This window comes from Acidiluteibacter sp. (assembly GCF_055129545.1).
In genome coordinates this window covers 84,727-109,479 of record NZ_JBSRUB010000035.1, presented here as the reverse complement: position 1 = coordinate 109,479, position 24,753 = coordinate 84,727, and the positions used below count along the sequence as shown (strand labels likewise).

Annotated in this window: 25 protein-coding genes; 9 read left to right on the top strand and 16 right to left on the bottom strand. The window is 35.1% G+C overall.

Annotated elements, in window-relative coordinates; all coding sequences use genetic code 11:
• Positions 1-100 precede the first annotated feature (100 nt).
• The gene (locus ACTB0X_RS16930) at positions 101-2,659 is read left to right on the top strand and encodes an FG-GAP-like repeat-containing protein (protein ID WP_463026223.1); all 2,559 of its coding nucleotides are present in this window, start codon (positions 101-103) and stop codon (positions 2,657-2,659) included.
• An 82-nt stretch (positions 2,660-2,741) separates the two neighbouring features.
• Here ACTB0X_RS16930 and ACTB0X_RS16925 read toward each other — a convergent pair whose 3' ends face one another.
• Positions 2,742-3,374, bottom strand: a complete 633-nt coding sequence (locus ACTB0X_RS16925) for a hypothetical protein (protein WP_463026222.1) — start codon at positions 3,372-3,374, stop codon at positions 2,742-2,744.
• Positions 3,375-3,547: 173 nt separating this feature from the next.
• On the opposite strand from ACTB0X_RS16925, the gene radC reads away from it, so the two are divergent.
• The 4 genes from radC (at position 3,548) to ACTB0X_RS16905 (ending at position 6,983) form a co-directional block, all read left to right on the top strand.
• Complete coding sequence (gene radC / locus ACTB0X_RS16920) at positions 3,548-4,246, top strand: RadC family protein (protein ID WP_463026296.1); 699 nt, start codon at positions 3,548-3,550, stop codon at positions 4,244-4,246.
• On the top strand, positions 4,247-5,566 hold the full coding sequence (locus ACTB0X_RS16915; protein ID WP_463026220.1) for a polysaccharide deacetylase family protein: 1,320 nt from the start codon (positions 4,247-4,249) through the stop codon (positions 5,564-5,566).
• A 64-nt stretch (positions 5,567-5,630) separates the two neighbouring features.
• Entirely contained in the window at positions 5,631-6,284 is a 654-nt protein-coding gene (upp, locus tag ACTB0X_RS16910; RefSeq protein WP_463026218.1) for a uracil phosphoribosyltransferase, read from the top strand.
• 3 nt (positions 6,285-6,287) lie between these two features.
• Positions 6,288-6,983: a YjjG family noncanonical pyrimidine nucleotidase gene (locus tag ACTB0X_RS16905; protein ID WP_463026217.1), complete on the top strand. Its 696-nt coding sequence runs from the start codon at positions 6,288-6,290 to the stop codon at positions 6,981-6,983.
• A gap of 148 nt (positions 6,984-7,131) precedes the next feature.
• Here the strand turns inward: ACTB0X_RS16905 and ACTB0X_RS16900 are convergent, their stop codons facing one another.
• The 5 genes from ACTB0X_RS16900 to rsfS are packed head-to-tail and all read right to left on the bottom strand — an operon-like array spanning position 7,132 to position 11,344.
• On the bottom strand, positions 7,132-7,791 hold the full coding sequence (locus ACTB0X_RS16900) for a phosphatidylserine decarboxylase family protein (RefSeq protein WP_463026216.1): 660 nt from the start codon (positions 7,789-7,791) through the stop codon (positions 7,132-7,134).
• A 32-nt stretch (positions 7,792-7,823) separates the two neighbouring features.
• Entirely contained in the window at positions 7,824-8,654 is an 831-nt protein-coding gene (locus ACTB0X_RS16895; RefSeq protein ID WP_463026215.1) for a phosphatidate cytidylyltransferase, read from the bottom strand.
• Positions 8,647-8,862: a putative signal transducing protein gene (locus tag ACTB0X_RS16890; RefSeq protein ID WP_463026214.1), complete on the bottom strand. Its 216-nt coding sequence runs from the start codon at positions 8,860-8,862 to the stop codon at positions 8,647-8,649. The genes ACTB0X_RS16895 and ACTB0X_RS16890 overlap by 8 nt, the downstream gene beginning before the upstream one ends.
• A gap of 1 nt (position 8,863) precedes the next feature.
• Positions 8,864-10,930 (bottom strand): ATP-dependent zinc metalloprotease FtsH, encoded by a 2,067-nt coding sequence (gene ftsH / locus ACTB0X_RS16885; RefSeq protein ID WP_463026213.1) that lies wholly within the window; start codon positions 10,928-10,930, stop codon positions 8,864-8,866.
• Between the two features lie 36 nt (positions 10,931-10,966).
• Positions 10,967-11,344: a ribosome silencing factor gene (rsfS, locus tag ACTB0X_RS16880; protein WP_463026212.1), complete on the bottom strand. Its 378-nt coding sequence runs from the start codon at positions 11,342-11,344 to the stop codon at positions 10,967-10,969.
• An 83-nt stretch (positions 11,345-11,427) separates the two neighbouring features.
• Here rsfS and ACTB0X_RS16875 point away from each other — a divergent pair, with 83 nt between their 5' ends.
• Positions 11,428-12,183, top strand: coding sequence for a biotin--[acetyl-CoA-carboxylase] ligase (locus tag ACTB0X_RS16875; protein ID WP_463026211.1), 756 nt, complete (start codon positions 11,428-11,430; stop codon positions 12,181-12,183).
• Here ACTB0X_RS16875 and ACTB0X_RS16870 read toward each other — a convergent pair.
• Positions 12,173-12,574 (bottom strand): hypothetical protein, encoded by a 402-nt coding sequence (locus tag ACTB0X_RS16870; protein ID WP_463026210.1) that lies wholly within the window; start codon positions 12,572-12,574, stop codon positions 12,173-12,175. The genes ACTB0X_RS16875 and ACTB0X_RS16870 overlap by 11 nt on opposite strands.
• A 6-nt stretch (positions 12,575-12,580) precedes the next feature.
• Positions 12,581-13,222, bottom strand: a complete 642-nt coding sequence (gene pyrE / locus ACTB0X_RS16865; protein ID WP_463026209.1) for an orotate phosphoribosyltransferase — start codon at positions 13,220-13,222, stop codon at positions 12,581-12,583.
• A gap of 8 nt (positions 13,223-13,230) precedes the next feature.
• Here pyrE and ACTB0X_RS16860 point away from each other — a divergent pair, with 8 nt between their 5' ends.
• The gene (locus ACTB0X_RS16860) at positions 13,231-13,842 is read left to right on the top strand and encodes an NUDIX hydrolase (protein WP_463026208.1); all 612 of its coding nucleotides are present in this window, start codon (positions 13,231-13,233) and stop codon (positions 13,840-13,842) included.
• Here the strand turns inward: ACTB0X_RS16860 and ACTB0X_RS16855 are convergent.
• From ACTB0X_RS16855 to ACTB0X_RS16835, 5 genes are read right to left on the bottom strand one after another with little or no spacing between them, the layout of a single operon-like run.
• On the bottom strand, positions 13,832-15,199 hold the full coding sequence (locus ACTB0X_RS16855) for a redoxin domain-containing protein (protein ID WP_463026207.1): 1,368 nt from the start codon (positions 15,197-15,199) through the stop codon (positions 13,832-13,834). The genes ACTB0X_RS16860 and ACTB0X_RS16855 overlap by 11 nt on opposite strands.
• A 9-nt stretch (positions 15,200-15,208) precedes the next feature.
• Positions 15,209-15,661: a pantetheine-phosphate adenylyltransferase gene (coaD, locus tag ACTB0X_RS16850; RefSeq protein ID WP_463026206.1), complete on the bottom strand. Its 453-nt coding sequence runs from the start codon at positions 15,659-15,661 to the stop codon at positions 15,209-15,211.
• 2 nt (positions 15,662-15,663) lie between these two features.
• Positions 15,664-16,206 (bottom strand): 16S rRNA (guanine(966)-N(2))-methyltransferase RsmD, encoded by a 543-nt coding sequence (rsmD, locus tag ACTB0X_RS16845; RefSeq protein WP_463026205.1) that lies wholly within the window; start codon positions 16,204-16,206, stop codon positions 15,664-15,666.
• Positions 16,197-17,051, bottom strand: a complete 855-nt coding sequence (locus ACTB0X_RS16840; RefSeq protein ID WP_463026204.1) for a DUF3822 family protein — start codon at positions 17,049-17,051, stop codon at positions 16,197-16,199. Before ACTB0X_RS16840 ends, rsmD begins: the two co-directional genes overlap by 10 nt.
• Positions 17,052-17,059: 8 nt before the next feature.
• Complete coding sequence (locus ACTB0X_RS16835) at positions 17,060-17,641, bottom strand: hypothetical protein (RefSeq protein WP_463026203.1); 582 nt, start codon at positions 17,639-17,641, stop codon at positions 17,060-17,062.
• A gap of 167 nt (positions 17,642-17,808) precedes the next feature.
• On the opposite strand from ACTB0X_RS16835, the gene ACTB0X_RS16830 reads away from it, so the two are divergent.
• Positions 17,809-19,230, top strand: coding sequence for an ATP-dependent DNA helicase (locus ACTB0X_RS16830; protein ID WP_463026202.1), 1,422 nt, complete (start codon positions 17,809-17,811; stop codon positions 19,228-19,230).
• On the opposite strand, the gene ACTB0X_RS16825 is transcribed toward ACTB0X_RS16830, so the two are convergent.
• Positions 19,223-21,994: a hypothetical protein gene (locus ACTB0X_RS16825; protein ID WP_463026201.1), complete on the bottom strand. Its 2,772-nt coding sequence runs from the start codon at positions 21,992-21,994 to the stop codon at positions 19,223-19,225. The genes ACTB0X_RS16830 and ACTB0X_RS16825 overlap by 8 nt on opposite strands.
• A gap of 126 nt (positions 21,995-22,120) precedes the next feature.
• Positions 22,121-23,299: a bifunctional alpha/beta hydrolase/OsmC family protein gene (locus tag ACTB0X_RS16820; protein ID WP_463026200.1), complete on the bottom strand. Its 1,179-nt coding sequence runs from the start codon at positions 23,297-23,299 to the stop codon at positions 22,121-22,123.
• A gap of 133 nt (positions 23,300-23,432) precedes the next feature.
• Between ACTB0X_RS16820 and tpx the strand changes: the two genes are divergently transcribed.
• On the top strand, positions 23,433-23,942 hold the full coding sequence (tpx, locus tag ACTB0X_RS16815; RefSeq protein ID WP_463026199.1) for a thiol peroxidase: 510 nt from the start codon (positions 23,433-23,435) through the stop codon (positions 23,940-23,942).
• A 63-nt stretch (positions 23,943-24,005) separates the two neighbouring features.
• Here tpx and ACTB0X_RS16810 read toward each other — a convergent pair whose 3' ends face one another.
• On the bottom strand, positions 24,006-24,653 hold the full coding sequence (locus ACTB0X_RS16810; RefSeq protein ID WP_463026198.1) for a hypothetical protein: 648 nt from the start codon (positions 24,651-24,653) through the stop codon (positions 24,006-24,008).
• Between the last annotated feature and the right edge of the window lie 100 nt (positions 24,654-24,753).

Genomic DNA, 24,753 nt, shown 5'->3' with positions numbered 1-24,753 from the left:
AGAATTTTAAGAAAGCATTTTTCCGAAAGGAGGGATGCTTTTATTTGTTATTGTTTTGTTTTTAGTATCTTAGGCGAACTAAATCTAAATAGCAATTCCTATGAAAAAGTATCTATTGTATTTTTTACCCGTTTTTTTATCCTCGAATCAACTTTCGTCGCAGCAATTAAGTTTTGAAAGATTATACTCGGACTCATTTAAGTCTGAGTTTTATTTGACGCTGGATGCACAATATGTAAAAGGAGATTTAGATAGCGATGGCGATATTGATTTAATACTAAATGGCTCAGTAGGAGGAAATCCTAGAACAACTGTATATTTTAATGATGGATTAGGTAATTTTAATATAGCAGGTAATCTTAATGGTGTTTCTCAAGGTTCACTTGAGTTAGGAGACGTTGATGGAGATGGAGATTTAGACTGTATTTTATCGGGGCGCACTGCATTTAATTACTATGAAACTGACTTAATGCTGAATGATGGGAACGGAAATTTTTCAAATAGTCAAGTTTCTCTACCTCCCATGAGGTTTTCAGCTACCATTTTGGGAGATGTGGATGGAGATAACGATTTGGATCTTTTTATTACTGGAGAAGGGTGGAATGGGAAAATCCATTCGGAATTATACCTCAATGATGGATTAGGAGCTTTTTCAATAGATAGCAATAATGCTTTTATTCAGCTAAAGAGAAGCGATGCCGTATTTTTTGATATTGATAATGACTCTGATTTAGATCTAATATATGCTGGTGAGAACTCATCAGGGCAAAAGAACACAAATGTTTATTTGAATAATGGACTTGGAGATTTTACTATTGATTTTACAAATACATTAATTGGGACTTCATTTTGCAAACTAGAACTTGCAGATATCGATAATGATGGTGATAAGGATTTGTGGATGCTAGGTTATGTAGGGCAAAGCTCGGCTTCTCAGATAATACTATATATTAATAATGGTAATGGACTCCTGAAATTAGACCGTGTAAATAATTTCCCAAATATTGATCTTGCAAATATTACTTTATTTGATTTAAATAATGATAATCAATTAGATATTGTTTTCACTGGAAGCTTAAATAATGTATCAATGACACAGATATATACTAATAATGGAAATGGTCAATTTGCTCTGGATACGATAAATAATTTGAGAAATGTTCATCGAGGGCGTGTAGTTCCTCTAGATCTAAATAATGATTCATTTGAAGATTTAGTGCTTTTTGGCAATCAAACAGGATTTGGTTCTTCTATTTCATCCATTTATTTAAATGATCAAAATGGACGTTTCAATATTAGAGCACCATATAATAATATAATTCCATTATTATATGGTGTTACGATTCATGCTGATATAGATGGTGATCAGGATGAAGATTTATTTATGACTGGAGAAGATATCGATGGTAATCCGCGCTCATTTCTTTATAAAAATGATGGAAGTGGTAATTTTCAGTTGAGCCCTAGTTCAATTATCGGCATTTATGATGGAGAGTCTGTTTTTGTTGACATTGATCAAGATTCTGATATTGACTTAATGGTGTCTGGGAAAGACAATAATGATATTCTTAAAACTATAATATATCTAAACGATGGCCTTGGGAATTACATCGAAGATACTATTAACAAACTTCAAGGAGTTTACCAAAGTTCAATAGCGGTCTCTGATTTTAATAATGATGGTCAGCTAGATTTAATAGTTGCAGGAAGTCTTTCTTCACGAGTGAGTGCTACTAATTTGTATTTTGGTGCTAATGGAATATTTGTTTTGGATTCAACTTCTCAAATCAAAAATCTAGGATTTGGCTCAATTTCGGTAGCAGACATTGATAACGATAATGATCTAGACCTGTTTATTTCAGGTGAAGGGATAGATCCATCTTCAATGTGGAATTGGGGATCCTTTTCTTTTATTTATGAAAATGATGGATCAGGAGGCTTTACAAAATCAACGAAAAGGCCATTGTTTGAACAAGTTTCTAAAGGCAATTCAGAATTTGTAGATATAGATAATGATGGGGATTCTGATCTGATTTACTCTGGATCCGGAACAAATGTTGCAACTGGGACAAATGTTTATTTGAATGATGGCTTAGGTGATTTTCGCCGTTCAATTGATTTTAACACTTTATATAGCAATTACAGTCAAATTCTAACTGATTTAGACAATGACAATGATTTAGATATAATTACCTATGGGAATTCTATTTCTACTATTCATTTAAATGATAGTTTGGGTAATTTTTCTATTTTCCAAAATCAATACTTAACATCTATTCAAGGTGGGTCAAGTACTTATTTTGATATAGATGGTGATAATGATATAGACTTATTGTTTAGTGGAGTAAGCCTTTTCGGCTCACATAGTATTTTCGTTTATCGCAATAATCTATTCTCAAAGGTGGGAATTGAAGAACGTAAAGTAGCCAAAGAATATAAACTAGTCCCCAACCCAACCAATGGAGTAGTTACTATCTCTGATGATTCTCAAGAAATAAAGAGAGTGGAAGTCTATTCTATAAACGGACAGTTAATCTTCTCAAATGAGTTAGCTCAAAGTCTCTCGCATCAAATCAATCTCCCAGATCAAAACGGGATTTATATTTTACTAATTCATACTAAAAATGGGCAGTCTGCTCAGCGAGTCGTGAAGTATTAATTTGAAAATATAATATTTTAAAAAGCATTCTTCCGAAAGGATGGATACTTTTTTTGTTACAACTGGATCAGAGTTTTCACCTTTAATAATAAGTGTCCGTACTATAGGAGAAATTTAACTCATCTATGCTTGTTTGCTGAATAGTGATTAAGCCGTAAATACTTGTTTTTGGTGGTATCGGCTTGTTGAATATATCGTTTTCAGCCAGGTATCTCACTTGCTTCTGATTTGAAGAGTAGGCATAAATTCCATTTCCTGCTCCAATTAACAATGGGAAAGGGGAGAATGTGATGGTAGAGCTTGTTCCCGCTGGAGAGCTTTCTTGATAATAGCCTACTCCTGCAAGTCCATAAAATATAAAAAATGTCTCTGCATACTGTCTAATTTCTTTAGTATATAATTCATAAGGAACCATCCGAACAACACTTCCTGAATTGGTTGTGATGATAAAATTTTCCTTTCTAAGTCGAATAGTTGTATCTCCAAGATTTTCTATTTTTACAGCAATTAATCTCAGGTTTTTTCTTCTTTCCTTTCTCGCATAGGGTTTGTTTTGGGCAAAATCTTGTACCCCGTTCCTGTAATAAACATTAATGTCATTACTCATAGACTTCTTATTTTCATAATTGAAAGCTGAAGGGGGAATGTCGCGATACCTCCGGGCACAACTTGCAAAAATTAGAACGATTGAGCTAAGGAGGAATAGTTTTTTCATCGAGAAATATTTTAGTTTACAATAGTATTTTTAGAGAGGAGCAAAGATGTAAATAAAATTCTTTTGTAGGAATAGTTACTATTTTTTTTTCGAAGATTAATTGAGTGATTAAACTCGTAGCATTTCAAATTATTTTTTTACTTAATCAACTAATTGATTTATCTTTAAACTCTATGGAAGACATCGGAAAGCATTTGGGTATTAAAGCTTGGGCGGAAGAAGATCGTCCAAGGGAGAAATTGCTCTTAAAAGGGAAGACGGCACTAAGTGATGCAGAGTTGATCGCTATTTTGATCGGTTCTGGAAGTCGCGATGAAACTGCCGTGGAGTTGTCCAAACGAATTTTATCTTCAGCTTCCAATAATCTCAATCAATTGGGTAAAATGAGTATTGTTGATCTTCAAAAATTTAAAGGGATTGGTGAAGCCAAAGCAATTTCAATTGCTGCAGCATTGGAGTTAGGGAGAAGGCGAAAAGAAACAGACGCTGTAAAACGAGTTAAAATTACGGCTAGTTCTGTCGTGTTTGAGAATATGAGAGAGGTAATGGAAGATTTACCCCACGAAGAATTTTGGGTGTTGTTGTTGAATCGAGGAAATCAAATATTGGAACGCGTTAATATCAGCAAAGGAGGAGTAAGTCAAACCATCGTCGACACTAAGATTGTATTTAAAATGGCGATTGATAAATTAGCATCTTCTATTATTTTATGCCACAATCACCCTTCGGGTAATCTAAAACCAAGTGATGCCGACATTCAGCTTACCAAGAAATTGAAAGAAGCTGGAAGAATCCTCGATCTTCCTATTTTAGACCATTTGATTTTCGCCGACAATACTTACTTTAGCTTCGCAGATGAAGGATTGCTATAAATGATATTAATATACACCCATAAAATCGCCAATAGAGTGCAGTATGCGCTCGAATTGGTGTTGGATACCATACTAGGATTGAAGGTGAAACTGACTTCTGACAAGGAAGAGTTCTCAAACTTTAAGGGTCCAAAAATGTCCTATTGTTATCGGTCGATAGGTGATGAATTGCATTTTACAGCGGTTGATTTCTTGTTTCAGAATGGAATTGAAGAACAAGAGTTGAAAGTAATTGATGTAGATGGATATCCAGCTTTTTTTAAAACAAACACAAACTCTGCATTGCCTTTTGATGTATTTGCTTTGTCATTCTACTTGGTTTCTAGATATGAAGAGTATCTGCCGCACATTCGAGACGTTTTCGATCGGTTTGACCCAAAAGGAAGCATTGCTTACAAAAATAGATTTATCAAACGCCCTTTGGTGAATTTGTGGGCTCTGCGATTAAAAGCAATTTTAATCGATCGATTTCCGGATTTAGTTTTTAAGTCAAGAAATTATAAATTTATCCCAACATTGGATGTCGATAATGCATTTGCATACCGCCAAAAGGGAGTCGTTCGAACCATAGGTGCCTCATTGAAGTATTTACTCAAATTTCAGTTTTCAAAACTTCTTCGTCAATTGAAAGTCGTTTTTGGTATCGCCCACGATCCTTATGATACATTTGATCATTTGACTGAAGTTCACTCAAAATATAAGCTGCATCCCATTTATTTCTTCTTGGTGGCAGATTATGGATTTAATGATAAAAATGTGCCGATTGAAAGTCGAAGTTTTCAATCGGTGATTAAATCTGCTGCAGATGAGGCGGATATTGGAATTCATCCTGGTTATGTGTCTAACGAGAATGTCGCAAAATTGGAGAAAGAGATCAAGCGATTGGCTTCTGTCATTAAAAGAGATGTGACTAAAAGTCGGCAGCACTTTTTGAAATTAACATTACCTGAAACCTATCGGAATTTAATCCACTTTGACATGAAAGAGGATTATACCATGGGCTATGCCGCTACAATTGGTTTTAGAGCAAGTACTTGTACTCCTTTTTATTTTTATGATTTAGACCTAGAAGTAAAAACGGACCTAAAGGTGTTTCCTTTTTGCATCATGGACTCAAGTCTTAAATTCTATTACAATTATAACTTGGAAGAAGCGCAAGAAGCAATAGATGAAATGGTAGAAGCGGTGCGAGAAGTAGACGGCACATTTATTAGTTTGTGGCACAACGAGAGTTTGAGTGATGAGGACATCTGGGTAGGTTGGCGGGCTATTTATACTTACTTACTTGAAAAGGCGACAGTCCAAGAGGGAAAACAATAAAAAATGAATGATAAATAGGATGCTCCACCAATAAATTAGGCATCTTTGTAAAAAATATAGAATCATGGCCAAGGTTAAAATACTAGATAGAGAACTTTCGATTGTTAGTCAGTTTATGGCAGAAATCAGAGATGTTAATATTCAGAAGGACAGCATGCGTTTTAGAAGAAATTTAGAACGTGTGGGAGAAATTTTTGCCTATGAAATCAGTAAAACAATGGCTTTTGATAAGAAAGAGGTGCAAACTTCTTTAGGATTGTCTAACGAATTTGTATTTAAACACCAGCCAGTTATTGCGACTATTTTGCGTGCCGGATTACCATTGCACCAAGGCTTGCTGAACTACTTTGATGCGGCCCAAAATGGGTTCATCTCAGCTTATAGAAAACACCACAAGGATGGAAGTTTTGACATTGAATTGGAATACTTAGCTTGTCCTTCTATTGAAAAGAAAACGTTGATTCTTTCTGATCCAATGATTGCTACAGGATCTTCTATTGTTTTGGCTTATAAAGCATTATTGTCAAAAGGTAAGCCTGCTCATGTCCACATAGTTTCTGTCATTGGAAGTTCTGAAGGCTTGGAATATGCGAAAAGAAACCTACCAAATTCGGTAACGATTTGGATGGCAGCAATGGATGAAGAATTAACAGCGCAGTCTTATATTGTTCCGGGTTTAGGAGATGCTGGTGATTTAGCATTTGGCGAAAAGGAGTAATTCATGTCTAAATATGAACACGTATTTTTCGATTTAGATCGCACACTTTGGGATTTTGAACGAAACTCCCAAGAAGCCATTCAAGATTTATATCATGAATTTGAATTAGCGCAAAAGAGTGTGCCTAGTTTTGATGATTTTTTTAGCGTTTACCGAATAAAGAATCACGACTTATGGGCGCTTTATCGCGTAGGAAAAGTAACAAAGGACGAACTTAGACAACTGCGATTCCACCATGCATTGCAACATTTTCGCATCGACGATGAGAAAATGGCGTTAGAATTCAATGATCGATATGTAGAAACTTGCAGCATAAAGCCTCACTTATTACCAAATGCTTTACCGGTCTTGGAATACTTAAATGAGAAGTATCATTTACACATCATCACAAATGGATTTAAGGAGGCACAATTTGTTAAGTTAAAAAACTCTGGGATTGATCAGTTTTTTAAAGAGGTAGTGATTTCTGAATTATTTGGAAAAGCAAAACCTCACAAAGATATTTTTACGCATGCATTCGATAGAAGTGGGGCCGAAGCTCATCAAAGTATTATGATTGGCGACGACTTTGAAGCCGATATAGTAGGTGCTCAACAAGCTGGAATGGACAGTGTTTACTTGGCTGACTTTCCTAAGAAATCAGCAGTAAAGCCAACGCACCATATAAAAGGTTTAATCGAGTTGAAAGGGATTTTGTAAAATTCTATATGCTATTTAATAGATTTCTCCAACCATAATTTAGAAAAAGAATTCTGCAAATCTTCATCTATCCATCGACTCCGCTCTGGATAACAAAGGATTAAAAATTGTGGTGATTTATTTTAGCTAGATTAAATTGAGTTGAGATTTACTGAAACTCACCGATTACATCAATTCCACCAGTTACTTTTTGTTCTAAAGCTACATTGATTTTTGTGCCTATTGGTAGAAATAAATCAACTCTTGAACCGAATTTAATAAAGCCACATTCGGAACCTTGCTCTACTTTATCACCTTCTTTACCGTAGAATACAATTCTTCTAGCCAGGGCACCAGCAATTTGTCGAAACAATACGCTTCTACCTTTTGAATCTTCTACTAAAGCGGTCGTTCTTTCGTTCTCTGTAGATGATTTTGGATGCCATGCTACCAAGAATTTACCAGGATGATATTTAAAATTCTTCAGTGTTCCCGCAATTGGATATCTGTTGTTGTGCACGTTTATTGGAGACATAAATATAGAAACCTGAATTCTCTTTTCATTGATAAATTCCGATTCTTGAACTTCTTCTATTACCACTACTTTCCCATCACAAGGAGAAATTATATGATTGTCATTAGGAGTTACAGTTCTTCTTGGGCTTCTAAAAAATTGGACAATCACAATGATTAAGAATGCTGATATCGCATATCCTAAGTAAATTACCCAAGGGAATTCACTAAAAAAATAATGGGTGATTGCAGTAATGATGGCTGATACGATCAGCACTAAAATAATACTTGGATATCCTTCTTTGTGAAATGTCATGGGTTATAAAATAGAATTAGGTGTGCAAGGTACTAAATTGCAAATATAAATCGCAAATAGGTATAAACGATGGGTGCAGCGATAAAAATACCATCAAAACGATCAAGTAGTCCTCCGTGGCCTGGAAGTAGTTTTCCGGAGTCTTTGATGTTCAGGCTTCTCTTAAATAATGACTCTACTAAATCACCCAAAGAGCCAAATACTACAACTAATATGGCAACAACGATCCAGTTGAATAAACTTAAATCAGGGAATATCTGAGCATTCAAATACCCGACTCCGATTCCTAAAGTCGCTCCACCTATAGAACCTTCCCACGTTTTCTTAGGGGAGATGCGTTCGAATAATTTAGTGCGACCCAATTTTCTTCCAACTAAATAAGCTCCTGTATCATTGGCCCAAAGTAAAAAGAAAAAGCCCAATACGATTTGATAATTATAATCTCCACCAAACTGATTGTTGTCGATAAATGAAAGCTCGTATAACAAGGTCATCGGAAAAGCAATGTAGACTATTCCGAGTAAGGTATAGGATATGTTGCTAATTGGATTGGGTTTGTTTCTGAAAAGTTCAATGATAAAAATGGCGAATACAATTGGAACCAATAAGAAAAGAGTGGTGTTGGCCCATTGAGATTGATTAATAAACACCGATATGGTAAAATAAATCAAAGAGCTGATGATACCTACATTTTTCTGTGGGAAATGCTCACCTTCTTTAAAAAAGTTGTAAAATTCTCTTGTTCCTAAAAGAATAATAAAGAAGAATAGAATGGCGGAGGCAAATTCACTCAAAACGATTGCTCCTAATAGCACCGCAACGAATATTATACCTGTAAGAGCACGTTGAGTAAAATTATTCAAAACTGGTTTTTTCGATTAGGTGTTTCGCCCGGATTACATCATTATTGCGAACATATAACTCCACATCTGCATTGGTTAAATGCAGATGCATGGAGTCTGTTTTGTTCATTAAAATAGATTTGATTGAGTTATCGTCGAGCAGTCCCTTGTACATTTCAACTATAAATAGTTGTGACGAACCTGCTATTTTAATCCAATCATTTTCCATTTTAGCTATTCTTCTCTTCAGATATTTCTTCTTCGGTAGGTTCAGTTAACTTTTTCTGGTCGCTGTTTTCAGCGCTCAAAGCGATTGCTTTTGCTTTCTCATTGTCAGATATAGTTTGCTCCAATAGCTGCTTTTCCTCACGTTCAGCATCAAAATCAGCTGGTCGTTTTCCAAAAATACGTTCTACATCTTCTTTGAAAATAACTTCTTTTTCCAACAATAGCTCGGCCAATTGAGTTAATTCTGCTTTATGTTTTACCAAAATCTCTTTGGTTCGAATATAAGCAGCTTCTATTAATTTGCTTACTTCCTCATCAATGGTTTGCCCTGTTTTTTCACTGTAAGGCTTGCCGAAGCTATATTCGCTCTGTCCAGTAGAATCATAGTATGAAATATTTCCAATTTTACTGTTCAACCCATAGATTGAAACCATTGCATAGGCTTGTTTGGTAATTTTTTCCAAATCACTTAAAGCACCGGTAGAAATTTTTCCGAAGATGATTTCTTCAGCAGCTCTACCACCCAAAGCAGCACACATTTCATCTATCAATTGTTCTGTATTGGTGATTTGTCTTTCTTCAGGCAAATACCAAGCAGCTCCCAATGAACGGCCTCTAGGCACAATTGTTACTTTCACTAGAGGGTTGGCATATTTTACCAACCAACTCACCGAAGCATGACCTGCTTCGTGAAAAGCAATTACCTTTTTCTCATCTCTAGTGATGATTTTATTTTTCTTCTCCAATCCACCTATTACTCGGTCGATGGCATCTAAAAAGTCTTGTTGATCAATTGATTTCTTATCTTTTCTTGCCGCAATTAATGCTGCTTCATTACAAATGTTTGCAATGTCAGCACCAGAGAAACCTGGTGTTTGTTTAGATAAAAATTCAATGTCTACTGTATTGTCAATCTTCAAAGGTTTTACGTGAACCTTGAAAATTTGCTTTCGCTCATTCAATTCAGGTAAGTCAACGCTAATCTGACGGTCAAAACGACCTGGACGAAGCAATGCTCTATCTAAGATCTCTGCACGGTTAGTTGCAGCTAAAATAATGATTCCTGAATTAGAACCAAAACCATCCATTTCAGTCAATAATTGATTTAGCGTATTTTCTCTTTCGTCGTTTGATCCTTGTGCAGCGCCTTTTCCTCTAGCTCGTCCAATGGCATCAATCTCATCTATAAAGATGATTGCTGGAGCTTTTTCTTTGGCTTGTTTAAATAAATCACGTACTCTAGATGCACCAACTCCAACAAACATTTCAACGAAGTCTGAACCTGAAAGACTAAAAAATGGAACTTGAGCTTCTCCTGCTACAGCTTTCGCCAGTAAGGTTTTACCAGTTCCTGGAGGGCCTATTAATAAAGCTCCTTTTGGGATTTTAGCTCCCAACTCAGTGTATTTTTTTGGATTCTTTAAAAATTCTACAATTTCTTGGATTTCTACTTTTGCTTCATCTAAACCGGCAACATCATTGAAAGAAATTTTTACATTCTTCTCTTTGTCAAATAAAGTCGCTTTTGATTTTCCAATGTTGAACAATTGTCCACCGGGGCCGCCACCTGCACCACCTGACATACGACGCATAATAAATACCCAAAGTCCAATCATAATAACAATAGGAAGCACCCAGCTGATGATTTCTCCTGTCCAGTTTTTACGTTGATCGTATTCTGGATTAACTTGAGCTGTTTCTGGCAATTCTTCTTGAACTCGATTTAAATCTCTACTGAATTGGTCTACCGAACCAATGGCCAGGTAATATTGTGGGCCATTACCATCTGAAAAAGTACCTTTCTTTAAATCTTTGTATTTATCATCTTTTAAAGCATCAGCAGTTAAAAAGATTTCTACTTTTAATTCGTTGTTTACAACTACTAAACGGCTAACTTCTTCTCCTTTTAGCATTTCGTTTACAAAACGATCCCAAGTTACTTTTTGAGCACCTGAACTGTAGTTGAATAAATTTAATGCGATTAGTAAAACACCTACGGTAACATAGATCCAATAAAAATTGAATTGCTTCTTTGGTGGTTTTCCTTTTTGTTTTTTCTTTTCTGTCATGTTCAATTGGGGGTAGTGATTCTTTAGAAAAAAATCTTAATTTAAACTAGGTATTCTCTGAATGTCTGCATCTGCCCACAAACCTTCAATATTGAAAAAGTCTCTGGTTTCTTTCTGGAAGATATGAACCACTACGTTTACATAGTCCATTAAAATCCATTCTGCATTATTCGTACCTTCTATATGCCAAGGCTTTTCGCCCATAGCTTCTCTTACTTCTTTTTCTATGGAATCTTTGATTGCTGATACTTGCGTGTTGGATGTTCCATCACATATTACAAAGTAATCAGTAACAGCAGCGTCTATATTTTTTAGATTAAGACAAGTAATGTTGTCTCCTTTTTTTTCTTGTATGGCTTTGATGATATTTTCTGTCAACAATTCTGATTCTCCTACAATTCTTTTTTTCGTCATTATGAGCTATAAAATTAATTCACAAAAGTAACAAATTTAAGTATAGAAACACTTAATATTGCCTACTTCAAATCCTTTGTATTATGATAGATAGGCAATTCTTTGGAGGCCAACTCATAGAAATTGACGAAGTTGATTCAACCAACTTGTATGCACAACGCATGTTAAAAAAACAAAAAGTTGTGGAAGGTACCGTCATTAATGCAAAACTTCAGACCGAAGGAAGGGGGCAGATGGGCACAAGATGGTATTCTGGTGATGGTGAGAATTTGACTTTTAGTCTAATTTTATATCCTAGATTTTTGACTTTGGAGAAGCAGTTTTACTTGAGTAAAGTAATTGCGATTGGTATTGTTGAAGCAATTGAAAAACTATCGATTTTTAACGTGAAAATTAAGTGGCCCAACGACATCTATCTAGGTAAAGAAAAGGTGTCCGGAATCTTAATAGAAAACTCTATCCGCGGCCAAGAAATTGAGCACTCTATTGTTGGTATTGGTGTCAATATCAATGAAGAGGATTTTGGTATGTACGGGTTGAGCGCTACTTCTTTAGCAATGGAGGCTGGTGAAACTGTGGATACGGGTTATTTGTTAAAGTCAATTTTGGGATGTATGGAGAAATGGTATTTGATGCTTCGTGCAGAAAAATACTTTGAAATTGACGACGCTTACCAGCAAAAATTATTGAATTATAATGAGTGGGCGTATTATGAAAAGGACGACCAAGTAATAAAGGCTAAAATAATTGGTGTAAAAAATTACGGCAATATTGTGCTAGAAAATGAATTAGGGGATGTTTTCGAATATGGCTTAAAAGAACTTAAATTTATAATTTAAGTTCTCCTGCTTTAGTAGTCAACATATTGAAAAAGTTGCTTAGTGGTTTTTCAATCATCATTTTCATAAACGGATTGACATCACCATCAAACACCATCTGCGCTTTTGAGCTCCCTGCTGATTCTTCTTCAACTAAAATATTTAGTTTGAATTTGAATGGAGCTTTCCCGAAAGATTCAATATTAATTTCATTAATTGGCTTTCTATCAATTACTCTTAATCCAATAGATGCCATGCCTTTAATGCCAAATTCGCAACTGTCTTTATCCGATTTCCAATTTTCGATTTTCCCTTCTGGCATCAATTGCTCTAGATTGTTTAAGTCTGAAAGAAAATCAAACAATGCTTTTTGGCTATTTTGAGAAGTAACTTTTGCTGTTTCTATTTTCATAATGTCTTATTGTTTCCAGATGGAAGGATTTTCTCTCCAATCTTTTAATGAAGAAATTTCGTGTTTTTTAATGTAAGAAGTTTCTACAGCAACTTCTAATAGCGCCTCATAGTTTGTCAATGTAGCTAATGAGCATTTGTATTCTTTGAAGTTATTTATCGCTACCTCGAAACCGTAAGTAAAAATAGCGACCATTCCTAAAACCTCTGCTCCAGATGCTCTCAAAGCTTCCACTGCGTTTAAGCTGCTCATTCCGGTCGAGATCAAATCTTCAATCACCACTACCTTTTGGCCTTTTTCGATTACTCCTTCAATTTGATTTTGTAATCCATGACCTTTGGATGAAGAACGAACATAAATCATTGGCAATTCCATTTCTTGGGCAATTAATGCTGCAAGTGCAATTCCTCCTGTTGCCACTCCGGCAATTACGTCAGGTGAACCATATTCCTCTCTAATCTTTTCGACAAAAATTTGACGAATATATGTCCGAATAGGAGGGTAAGAAAGTGTTTTTCTATTGTCGCAATAAATTGGCGACTTCCAGCCTGAAGCCCAAGTGAAGGGCTCTGCATTGTTCAATTTTATTGCTTTTATTTGTAGCAGAAATTCTGCAACTTTTAAAGCAGTGTCATTCGTAGCATTCATATTGGCAAATGTATCAAGTTTTTATTAATCAGTCCTCCATTACTTTTCAACAGTTTGAAAAGAATCAAAAAAAAGATGCTAATCTTATCTATATTAGGTTTAGTTCTTTAGAAGAATTAGAGCCATCAGTACTATTATTGAAAAGTATTGAGCATGCGATTCATTTGGTCTATTTAGTTGATGATATAGAGTTGGTTTGGAAATCGTTTCAGGACCAATTTGAAATAGTGGCTGCCGCTGGTGGCGTTGTTTATAATCCAAAAAATGAATTGCTTTTCATTTTAAGACTCGGGAAATGGGATTTGCCGAAAGGAAAAATTGAACGGGGTGAAAAAGTGGATGAGGCAGCAGTGAGAGAAGTAGAAGAGGAGTGTGGATTGACCAATATCATTCTGGAAGAACAGTTGATGACAACCTATCACATATATTGGTTGAAAGGTCGACAAATTTTAAAACCAACATTTTGGTTTAAAATGAGGGTTTCTCACGATCAAAACCTAACACCTCAAACGGAAGAAGGGATAGAAAAAGTAGAATGGATCTCTGCTGCAGAGATGGAAATGGTGTCGCAAAATACGTATGCCTCAATAGAAGCATTATTAAAAAGCCTTAACGCGTAATTTTAAATAAGTAGTCGCCAATTGTTTCAGGGTTTTCTGCCTGATTATTTTCAATCTTTCCCTCAGGATTTATAATGATATAGGTAGGGATGGTGTATACTTGATAATTTTCTTTTACAGTATATTGATTACCATAATGAAGAGATGTCCAGTTGTACTTGAATCGATTGTGCGTCGATTTAAAATCCTCAAAATTATCATCTAAATTGATGCTGATAAATTCAATTTTATCACCGAAAGTTTTATGTAAACTTTTAATGATTTGCATTTCCTTTACTGAAATCAATGACCAGCTGGCCCAGAAATTCAAGTAAATGTATTTGCCTTTGAATTGTTTCAGTTCGATTAATTCTTTGTTTGAGTTGTATAAACTAAATGCTGGAGCCACGTTATTCGTGCCATAATAACTAAGCTTTTTTAAGATGTTGCTCGCTATTTGTTGATTCTCTCTTGTTTTACCAGTTTTTGAGATTTGATTCAATATAGAAAAAGCACTTTTCTGATTGAAAACCTTATCAAAGTAGATGTCATAAATTCCGTATAATAAATACAATTCTGCAAAAGCCTCATTATTAACTTTTAATTGTTGCTGAATGTATTTGTTCGCCGATTTTAAATCATTTTCCAATGTCAATAGTTTCAACAATTCTGAACCTTTATTCCCCAATATTAATTTCTTAAAATGGTTGTCGTAAAACTGCGTAAAGAAGAGCATGTACTCTTTGTGTCCGTATTGGATCGGGACATTCTGAAAGTAAGTTTCCGTCAATTTCTGTTTGTTGTAAAACGATGCATCTTGCAAACTTGCGCAAACATATGTAGCATATGTTTTTATAAATTCATTTTGATTGTATGTTTCATTGGTGTTTATCTTTTTTACAAAGGCGTCTATCTGCTTGTTGGCTTGTCTATTGGCCATTAATACTGCATTTTTCTCAAAAAAAGAAGAGTATTCATTGTTGAATTTTTTAATCAGTTGATTGATGTCGTCTGGTTGTGGGAAACTAAAACTTAAACTCAATTCTTTGTCATAGATTTTTCCTCGATTCCACTCTTCATCATAGTTCAAGCTAATGTTGTATACTTTTCCTTTTGCGATATAAAAGGATGTGGATTTATCTTCAATGGTTAAATTGATTTGAATCACTTCATCCGTTTCCAATTCAAATTTAAATTGATTGTTCTTAATCACTGTAGTGCCTAATTTTTCTTCAGCGCTTGTAATGTAGTCTGTAATGGTAGTCAGTCGGATGGTTTTGCCATCAAAACCTTTTACTGAGCCTTGAATAACGGTTTCACTAGAATAGCCGAAAACTACCGAGAATAAGAGAAAAAATGAAGCAAAAAATTTAAGCATAGAAATCAATTATAATTCAAACGGTAAAAACTGATTGGCGTTTCCTCCATTTCGAATTATATCACGCACAATTGATGAATTTATTGCTGAATAAGAAGGAGCAGTGAATAAAAACAAGGTTTCAATTTCTGGCGAAAGGTCCTTATTCATCTGTGCAATTGATTTTTCAAACTCAAAATCAACTGTATTTCGTAACCCACGAATGATGGTTTTAGCACCCACCTTTTTACAAAAATCGATTGTTAATCCTTCATAAGTAGCAATTTCAATATTTGGATTCGATGAAAATGCCTTTTCAATAAATGACTGACGTTCTTTTAAGTCAAACATTCCACTCGATTTATTGCTATTAAATCCAATCGCTACAATGATTTTATCAAATAACGGAGCAATTCGTTCAATTAAATCAACGTGACCTAGAGTGATGGGATCGAATGAACCTGGAAAAACAGCTATTTTCATAATTAGTCGGTGTTATGCTCAAAAAAACTAAAGTTCACATTCCCAAATTTACGATTCAAAATTAGATTGGGATGATCATCAAATTTAAGTTCTTTGGGATGTTCAAAAATTAGCAGTCCATCTTGGTTTAACAGTTTGCCTTTTAATATTTCTGTGGGCAAGTTTTCAGAACCAGCTAATCCGTATGGAGGATCAGCAAAAATAACATCATACTGTCCAAAATTCTTCTTTACAAAATCAAAAACATCTCCTCGAATGGGGCGAATTTGTTTGATTTTTAAATCATCGGCTGTTTTACGAATAAAATTGATGCAACCTCTATCGGCATCAACAGCGGTAATCAATTCTGCTTCACGAGAAGCAAATTCAAAAGAAATGTTTCCTGTTCCTGCAAAAAGGTCTAGTACCGCTATTCCTTCAAAGTCAATTCGATTGTTTAGCATGTTGAACAACCCTTCTTTGGCAAAGTCGGTAGTCGGTCGAACTGGTAAATTCTTGGGTGCGATTAACTTTTTTCCACGATATATTCCGCTGATTATTCGCACAGGTATTGTTGAATTAATGGATAAAAACGATGAGTGTCGGCCAACTGAATTGGTTTTGCATAGTCAACAGAAGTAGGCAAATCAATAAAATCTATATTCAAGATGTATTTATATAACAATTTATAAATGGCTGAATCATTTACAATACTTCCAGATAAGTTAACCTTTACTGCATTGGGATCTAATCCTAATTGCTCCATGATATACAGTAAATAGTAGATCACATCTTCTGAAGTCTGGTAATTAAAGCTGTTGTGAAATAATAGGTTATGATTATTGGTAACTACACAATTAAATTGGCCACCCTGAAAATGTAAAAGGAGTTCAATCCCATTGGTTTTTCTTTGAATAGTGGCTTCAATAAGCGTAGTGCCGATATGCAGGATTTTAGCATTTGGGAAATACTCAATGATTAATTCTCTCCAACTTTTGGGTAAAGCAAAGCAATTGCGAATTGGCGTATGTATTAGTGCATTGGAATATAGCTCATCTTCGTGTACTAAATCCGCATGAAGTGAAAGGTAAGTTCTAATTTCTTGCTCATCAAAAAGAGGAGAAGGCATTAAGGTGCTTTTCTGACTATAAAATGCGCAGCTTACTGATTTGAAATTTCCTTTTAACCATGGTTCCGATTGCAATATGGTCTTGATCATGCTTGGTTCCATTGATTGATTGGAATAGGCCTGATATTCTCCAATACCAATATACCTTTTCTCATCAATGTGGAAAAGTGCAAAACAAAAACCATCTATACTTAGTTGAAGTGATAGATGGTAATTTGTTTTATTGTCGTCAATCTTTGACTGATCGAACTGATGAAATACAGGCTGATTTGATCCTGCCATAGGTTATTTTATTCCCAGTTTCCGCTTGTGGTTGGTTCTTCCATAGAACCTACTTTAAGGTCGTTTTCTAAATCGATGTTTTCGTTCTTCGTGCTTAGTCCTTTCAAAAATTGGCCATATTTAGCCGATACTTCGAAAACATTAACATTCACTTTGTTTTTTTCTATCTGACCCGCATCAATTTTGAAAATTTCTCCACTTGAGAAAGGGATATATTTTAATGAGTCAATATTCATTCCAACCAAAATTCTTTCAATCGCTGGGATCTTAGTAGTATCTCTAACCACGATTCCCATTTCTACTGCTTGTTGTTCAGTTAAAGTATCAGGTACATTCCCAACCGCTTTAATCATAGTAAGGGAGTCGTATTTAATGAATCCAAATAATTCATCAAACGTTTTAGCGTAGCGTTTTTTCTCTGTTTTAAATTCAGTTTGAGCAGTTCTAAGATGAATTAAATTTTCTACAACTACACCTTTTCTGTATTCTAACTTTTTCTCAAATTCAATTCGGCTATTTACACTATTGTAAACAAAGTATGCAAGCACAACGGCTGCTATAAGAAGTACTGCTTGAATTGCGATTTTCATTTTTCTATGATGTTTTAACTGTTAAATTTTAAATTTTGGACGAAAATATCCCAAAATGCTTTTTTCAAAGCCTTACAAAACTACTATTTTTTATGGTGTTGCAAAATTAAAAAATCATTAATAGTTGTCTTACCTTTATCGCTTATTCGTCCTGAAATATATCTCACATGCCCAACGCTTTTTCTTCCCTTTTTATTTCACAGATGGGACATACTCCTACCAATGACCAACTCGTGTTAATTGATCGGATGAGTCGATTTATTGATGAAAAGGAAAATAACTGGGCATTTATAATTCGTGGATACGCCGGAACAGGAAAAACGACCACAGTGGGTGCCATGGTAAAAGCATTGCCGAAGATTGGATTGCAATCCGTTTTACTCGCCCCTACAGGAAGGGCTGCAAAAGTGCTTTCTAACTTTGCGAATAAACGTGCGTCTACTATTCATAGAGCCATCTATCAATCGAAAACATCTGCTGATGGCATTTCAAAATTTGTTCTGGCGGCGAATAAGGCGCAAAATACAATCTTCATTGTAGATGAAGCCTCCATGATTTCAGATGGAGGGGGATTGTCTAATTCAGGATTTGGAACCAGTCGTAGCTTACTCGACGACTTGATGGAATTTGTTTTTAGTGGCCATCAATGTAAATTGATTTTTATTGGAGATACTGCACAGTTGCCTCCAGTTGGGATGGATATAAGTCCGGCTTTGGAGCCTAAGTTTTTAAAATCCGCTTATCCCATAGAGTTAAAAGGCGCCGAATTAAAAGAAGTGGTTCGGCAAAAAACAGACTCAGGTATCTTATATAATGCGACTAAATTGCGGTTGGCTTTATTGACTGACGATTTTAATATCAAATTTGAATTGGAAGGTTATTCCGATGTTTTTCAGCTGCAAGGAGATGAGTTGGAAGATGTCCTAAACGAATGCTATGGAAGTGATGGTGAAGATAATTCGATAGTTATCTGTCGATCGAATAAGCGCGCCAATTTATTTAATGGCCAAATCAGACAACGCATCCGATGGATGGAAGATGAAATAGCAACTGGCGAATACATCATGATTGTCAAAAACAATTACTTCTGGTTAGATGAAAAATCCAAAGCGGGTTTTATTGCCAATGGAGACATTGCTGAAGTGATGCGGTTAGGGAATACAGAGGAAATGTATGGGTTTCGATTTGTGGATGCCACTATTCGACTAGTAGATTATCCCGATGAACCTTTAGTGGAAACTAAACTACTTTTGAATTCTTTGGAATCTGAGAGTCCAGCTTTAGAGCCAGCTGATTTTAAATTACTATATGAGCGAGTATTAGAGGATTATGCAGACGAGCCAAACCGCAAAAAAAAATACGAACTCTTAAAAAAGAATCCGTATTATAATGGGTTGCAAATCAAGTTTGCTTATGCGATAACTTGCCATAAATCTCAAGGCGGGCAATGGAAAAATGTGATTATTGACCAAGGTTACCTCACCGAAGAGATGATAGATGTAGCATATGTAAGGTGGTTATATACTGCCATTACTCGTGCTACACACAAGCTTTATTTATTAAACTTTAATGAACGGTTTTTTAATTAAGCCCTAAAGCACTTTCATAATTCCCTTTTACTAGGTCTTGCATTAATAAACGCTTTCCTTTATAGAATGGTGTAATCCAAGCATCAGTAGTTCCTTCTGTAATTACTTTTTGTCTCAAACCTTCGGCATCATAGAATGTCTTAAATTCACCTTGAGTGAAACGAGTAATTTCGTCTTGGTAGTTTCTGATTTGTGGGTTACCGAATTTCAATAGTTTGTCATACTTGAAATTGTTTGGTTTTCTGTATGCCCCAATTTGAACTTCAAAATGTAAATCCGGGTGACAAATAGGTCCTACTAAGCTCAATAAACGCTTATAGTTTTCTTCTTTGTCAATGTCTTTTAGAATAAATGCAGTAAAAGCCTCCATAGTGTATTTGTCGCATGGGTCAGTCATTATTTTCATTTTCTCTTCAGCTTTCTTTTCATCAGCAGTCATTTGCTCATCAGGTATTACAATTGCTGTGCTGGATTTGATTGGTTGTTCTTTTTTAATTTCCTCTTTGGTTTCAACTTCTTCAGCTACTTCATCATCAGGCATTGTAATCTCTGTGCTAGATTTGATTGGTTGTGCTTTCTTAATTTCTACATTTGTTGCTGTTGTTGATAGGTCGGGTGCAACAAAAGTTTCAACTTCTTCAACTTCATTTCCTAAACCTTCTAATGTATACTCCTCTGTAAATTCATCAACAGTTTTACGTTTTCCGAATACAAAAACAGTAATGAAAGCATCCTTGGCTGTAGGCTCCTTTTCTACCATCATGTCTCTAAAGTTTTCAGCATGCTCTAATGTTTCAAAACGTCCAAAAGTGTATCTGTAGTAACCATCGTCATAAAGCTTTCTTGAAATTTTACCATATTTCTCTAAGTCTGCTAGCTTAAAGTCGTTGGTGTCTTTTACAGCTCCTACTTCAACTTTAAACGAAAGACCTGCAATTTCTTTATTTCCGGCTGGAACTACACCTCCGGTAGTGGTGTTTTCATCATTAATGTTATCTTCAGCTACTTCTTTGTTGTATCTTTCTAGTTTCTGTATTCTTTGGTTCAAGTCAATTTTTTCGTATTCAATGCTGTCGTTCGCAAATTCCTTAATTCGAGTGATCTGCTCCATTAATTTTTCTTGTAACGTAGGATTGATTTTGGATTCATTTTCAACCTTAGTCACTTCTGTATAGTCTTCACTGTATAGATCAATATTATGATTTACCTGTACAAATGTTTCTACAGACTGCACGTCGATGTATTCGTAGGTTGTTTTAGCTCCTTCGATTTCAATCGCAATTTTATATTTATTTCCTGGAATCAAAGAAATCATGAATTTTCCTGATTGATCGTCAGAAATTGTTTGATTTGCAAATTCTCCTGTTGCCGCATCAGTTGCAGTTATTTCAGCTGCAGTTGCTTTTCCGTTTAATTTTGTTACCCCAACGATTAATGCCAATATTGGTCGCTTTCCAAAATGACCAGGGCTAACAACATAAATGTCATTTCCTCCGTAAGAGTCGCTTTTTCCTGCTGAAGAGTAATACCCTCTTGTTCCATCAGCTGTTAGGACGTAGTATTTGTCATCCTCTATCGTATTCACAGGATAACCAATGTTCTCTGGTGAATCCCACACCCCATCATCATTATACGTATAAAATATGTCATATCCACCAATGCTGTTGTGACCTTTAGAGCTAAAATATAAGGTTTTGTTATCTGGGTGAATAAATGGAGCATCCTCATCATATCGAGTGTTAATAGATGGTCCTAGGTTGATAACATTGCCCCAGTCTCCATTGTCTAATAATTCTGCTTTGTAAATATCTCTACCACCATATCCACCTTCTCTTTCACTTGTAAAATAGAGCGTCCTCTCATCACTTGTCAAACTAGCACTTCCTTCCCATGCTTCTGAATTTATTTCAGAGTTTAATGGTCTAGGTGTAGTAAATGAGCCATCCTCTAATTCACTCAAGTAAATATCTCCCTCGTTTTTATTACTACTTCTGTAAGTAAACAACTTTCTACCATTGGCAGAAAGAGCAATACTTGCATCATGTTTTCGGGTGTTGATATTGTTTCCGATACTCATAGGCTCCGACCATTCATCGCCTCTTTTATAAGAAATCATAATGTCCTCATAATACTCCCCATTTGGATCGGAATTTCCCGCTCTGTCCATTCTTCCTCCAACACTTCTCTCTCCTCTATAAGTGAATATTAAAAGTCGTTCATCAGGAGTAATGATCGGAACATATTCTTCAAACTTAGTATTGATGGGTGGTCCAATGTTTTCAATTACTAGTTCTAAACTGTCAGGAACTATGGTTTTTGCATTTTTACAGTTTTCAATAAATAATCGTGCTTTTACTTTATCTTCAGGTAATACCTGACTTGATTGTATGTATTTATTGAAGTTTTTTACTGCTTTATCAAATTGGTGGTTAACGGCATAAGCTCTTCCAATAAAGAAATATACATCAACATACTCAGGGTTGTTTTTTTGAACATCCAACAAATAGTCTAATGATTGTTCTTTTTTATCATTGATAAAAGTATAACAGATTCCTACCATTAATTTATAATACAAATCTTCAGGATTGGTCTTATTTAGTCTTTCAAAAATGGTAGCTGCAGTTTGATAATACTCATCATTATAGTAAGCTTCTCCTTTTTGCATTAACAATTTCTCTTCTTTTTTGCCTATAACCTCTTGAGAAATAACACTTGAAGTAATAAATAAAAATAGTAGTAAGATGGTTGTAATTCTCTTGCTCATAGTATTGTGGATATAATTCTACCTGTGGATAAAAATAGAAAATATAGTTATCAACATTTGTTGAAAACCACATACTTATTAACAGTTCGTTCTTAACAAACCCTTGGCATTGCAGATGTTTTATGATTACAATAAACTAGTATCGACTTTTGAAATGCTATGCAATGTTTTATGGAGCGGACATTTATTTGCAATCTCTAATAATCTAGACCGTTGCTCTTGATTCAAATCACCTTTTAAGTCTAAAATTCGTTCAAAATGGTCGGTTTTCTTGCCTGTGTTTTCATCATCTTTCTTGCTGTGATTTACATGAACAGTTGCTACTTGTAGATCCCACTTTTTTTGTTTGGCATAAAGTTGTAATGTTAACGTGGTGCAACTTGCCAATGCTGCTGATAATAAGCCATAAGGATTGGGACCTAAATCATTGCCTCCTATATTTAATGGTTCATCTGCAATTAACGGGTGTCCATCTGCAATCACTTCAGTAGTTAAATTATTTGCATTGGTTTGTGCCGCTGCTTGATGTTGGGTGTCCAGAACCTTATCTTCTGAAATGACTAAATAGCGATTTACCCAACTCCCAATTATTTCACCTACATAAGTTGAGTCTTCCTTGTTTGATAGCAAGTGATCCGCCCCATCTAGTGAAATAAAACTCTTTGGATGTCTTGCCGTTTTGTAAATTTTTTCTGCATTTTCAATGCCTACAATTTTATCTTGGGGAGAATGAAGTACCAACAATGCTTGGTCTAATTCTTCAATGAATTGTTTACTATCATTCTCATTGAGAGATTTTAGTAATTCTGCATTTACCGTAAAAGGTCGACCACCAATAGAGACCTTTGCTTTTCCATTGGTTTTAATTTCTTCAACACTTTCTTTAAAAAGCTGAGTTGCGTGACTTGGTTGAAAGGGGGAACCAATAGTAACGATCCCTTTTGCCGACTTAATTTTTTTTGCAGAATGAAGAATTGCTGTTCCTCCTAGTGAGTGGCCAATTAATAATTTTGGAGCCTCTATCTTCTCGGCTAGAAAATTTGCTGCTAACTCTAAGTCGTCAATATTTGTCTCAAAATTTGTGGACTCACTTTCACCTAATCCGGTAAAGTCAAATCGCAATACTGCAAATCCAGCCGAGGTTAGGCCTTTACTAATATTTTTGACTGCAGTAAGATTTTTTGAACATGTAAAGCAATGCGCAAATAGTGCAGTAGCTTTTGGTCGCTTATGAATTGGCCAATCAATAATTGCAGCAATCTTTTGGTTGTTCTTATTTTCAAATGTTACTTTTTCAGATCTCATATTCAAATGTAATCATTACTGATTTTTCTCACTTTCAGCAAAGCGACATTTCTTACTAATTAGCAAAAGATAATTGATTAATTTCGTGAACTAGAAATAAAATAACTTGTTACAGCAATAAAAAATAGAAGATATGGATACTACAAATTTCAAAGGAAATAAAGTGAATTTGGCAGGTAGCTTGCCAAAAGTTGGAGACAATGCTCCGGATTTTACTTACGTTAAATCAGATCTTTCTGAAGGGAAATTATCCGATTTGAAGAATAAAGTAAAGGTTTTAATTGCTGTTCCTAGTTTAGATACTGGTGTTTGTCAAATGGAAACGAGACAATTTAACAGTCAGTTAAAAGAACGCGCAGGAATTGAAGGATTAATCATCTCAAAAGATTTGCCTTTTGCTATGAAACGTTTTTGTGAATCTGAGGGAATCGAAAATGTAACGAATGCATCTGATTTCAGATACCATGAGTTTTCAAAAGCTTACGGATTGGATATGATGGAAGGACCATTGAAAGGCTTACATGCAAGAGCGGTATTTGTGGTTGACCAAAACAATAAAATTACATTTAGTGAATTGGTAGATGATATTACTCATGAACCAAATTACGACAATGCAATGAAAGCGATAGATGCTTTAAAATAGGCATCAATTCATCAATAGTTTAAAGTCCTTTTGAGTGATGAAAGTCAGTTAAAAGGACTTTTTTTATTTTAGGTTTTCTAATTCCTTGTTGATTAGAACACTAATTTGATCGGCCTTATCGACCACCATAAAGTGAGACCCACTTTTTATTTCTGTATAATCTTTCACCCACTTTTTTGGAAAGACCAAATCCATCGACCCATGGATGTGGAAGTAGTTGGCCTCAATTTTCTCATTATCCCAATGAGAAACTGCGCGTACGCCCCAATTCATAAATTCATCTGGAGTTTTTGCAAGCATGGAATTGAATAGTTCTAATTCTTCTTTGGTAATCCGATTATAAATTGGCTTTAGCATACCCCCATAATTCTTAAACCAGCTAGCCGCTTTAGAAATGTCAAATGGTAAATGATCAACTAACGAAAAGTAGGGAGGGAGTTCCTTTTTTGTTTTAATAGTAGAGATTAAGAATAGTTTTTTAGCAGGAATTAATTTGCTGATTTCTACACTTAATATTCCACCTAGGGATACGCCCATTAAAATTGGATTTTCATCTTCTATTTGATCCAATAATCGAGTGGCATAAGATGAAGGAGTATCACTTGGAATAGCTTCTATCCATTTTACTGGGATCAATTCAGCATTCAAATTTAATCGGCTAAATAATCTATGGTCGGCACCCAATCCCGGGATGCAATATATTTTCTGCATTTCACTCGTTTTGAAGTTCAAAGTTATTGATATCCTATTTCAAAGAGAGAATAAAAAATGGTAAATAAATTAAAAAAACACCTCAATCCTTCTAAGAAGA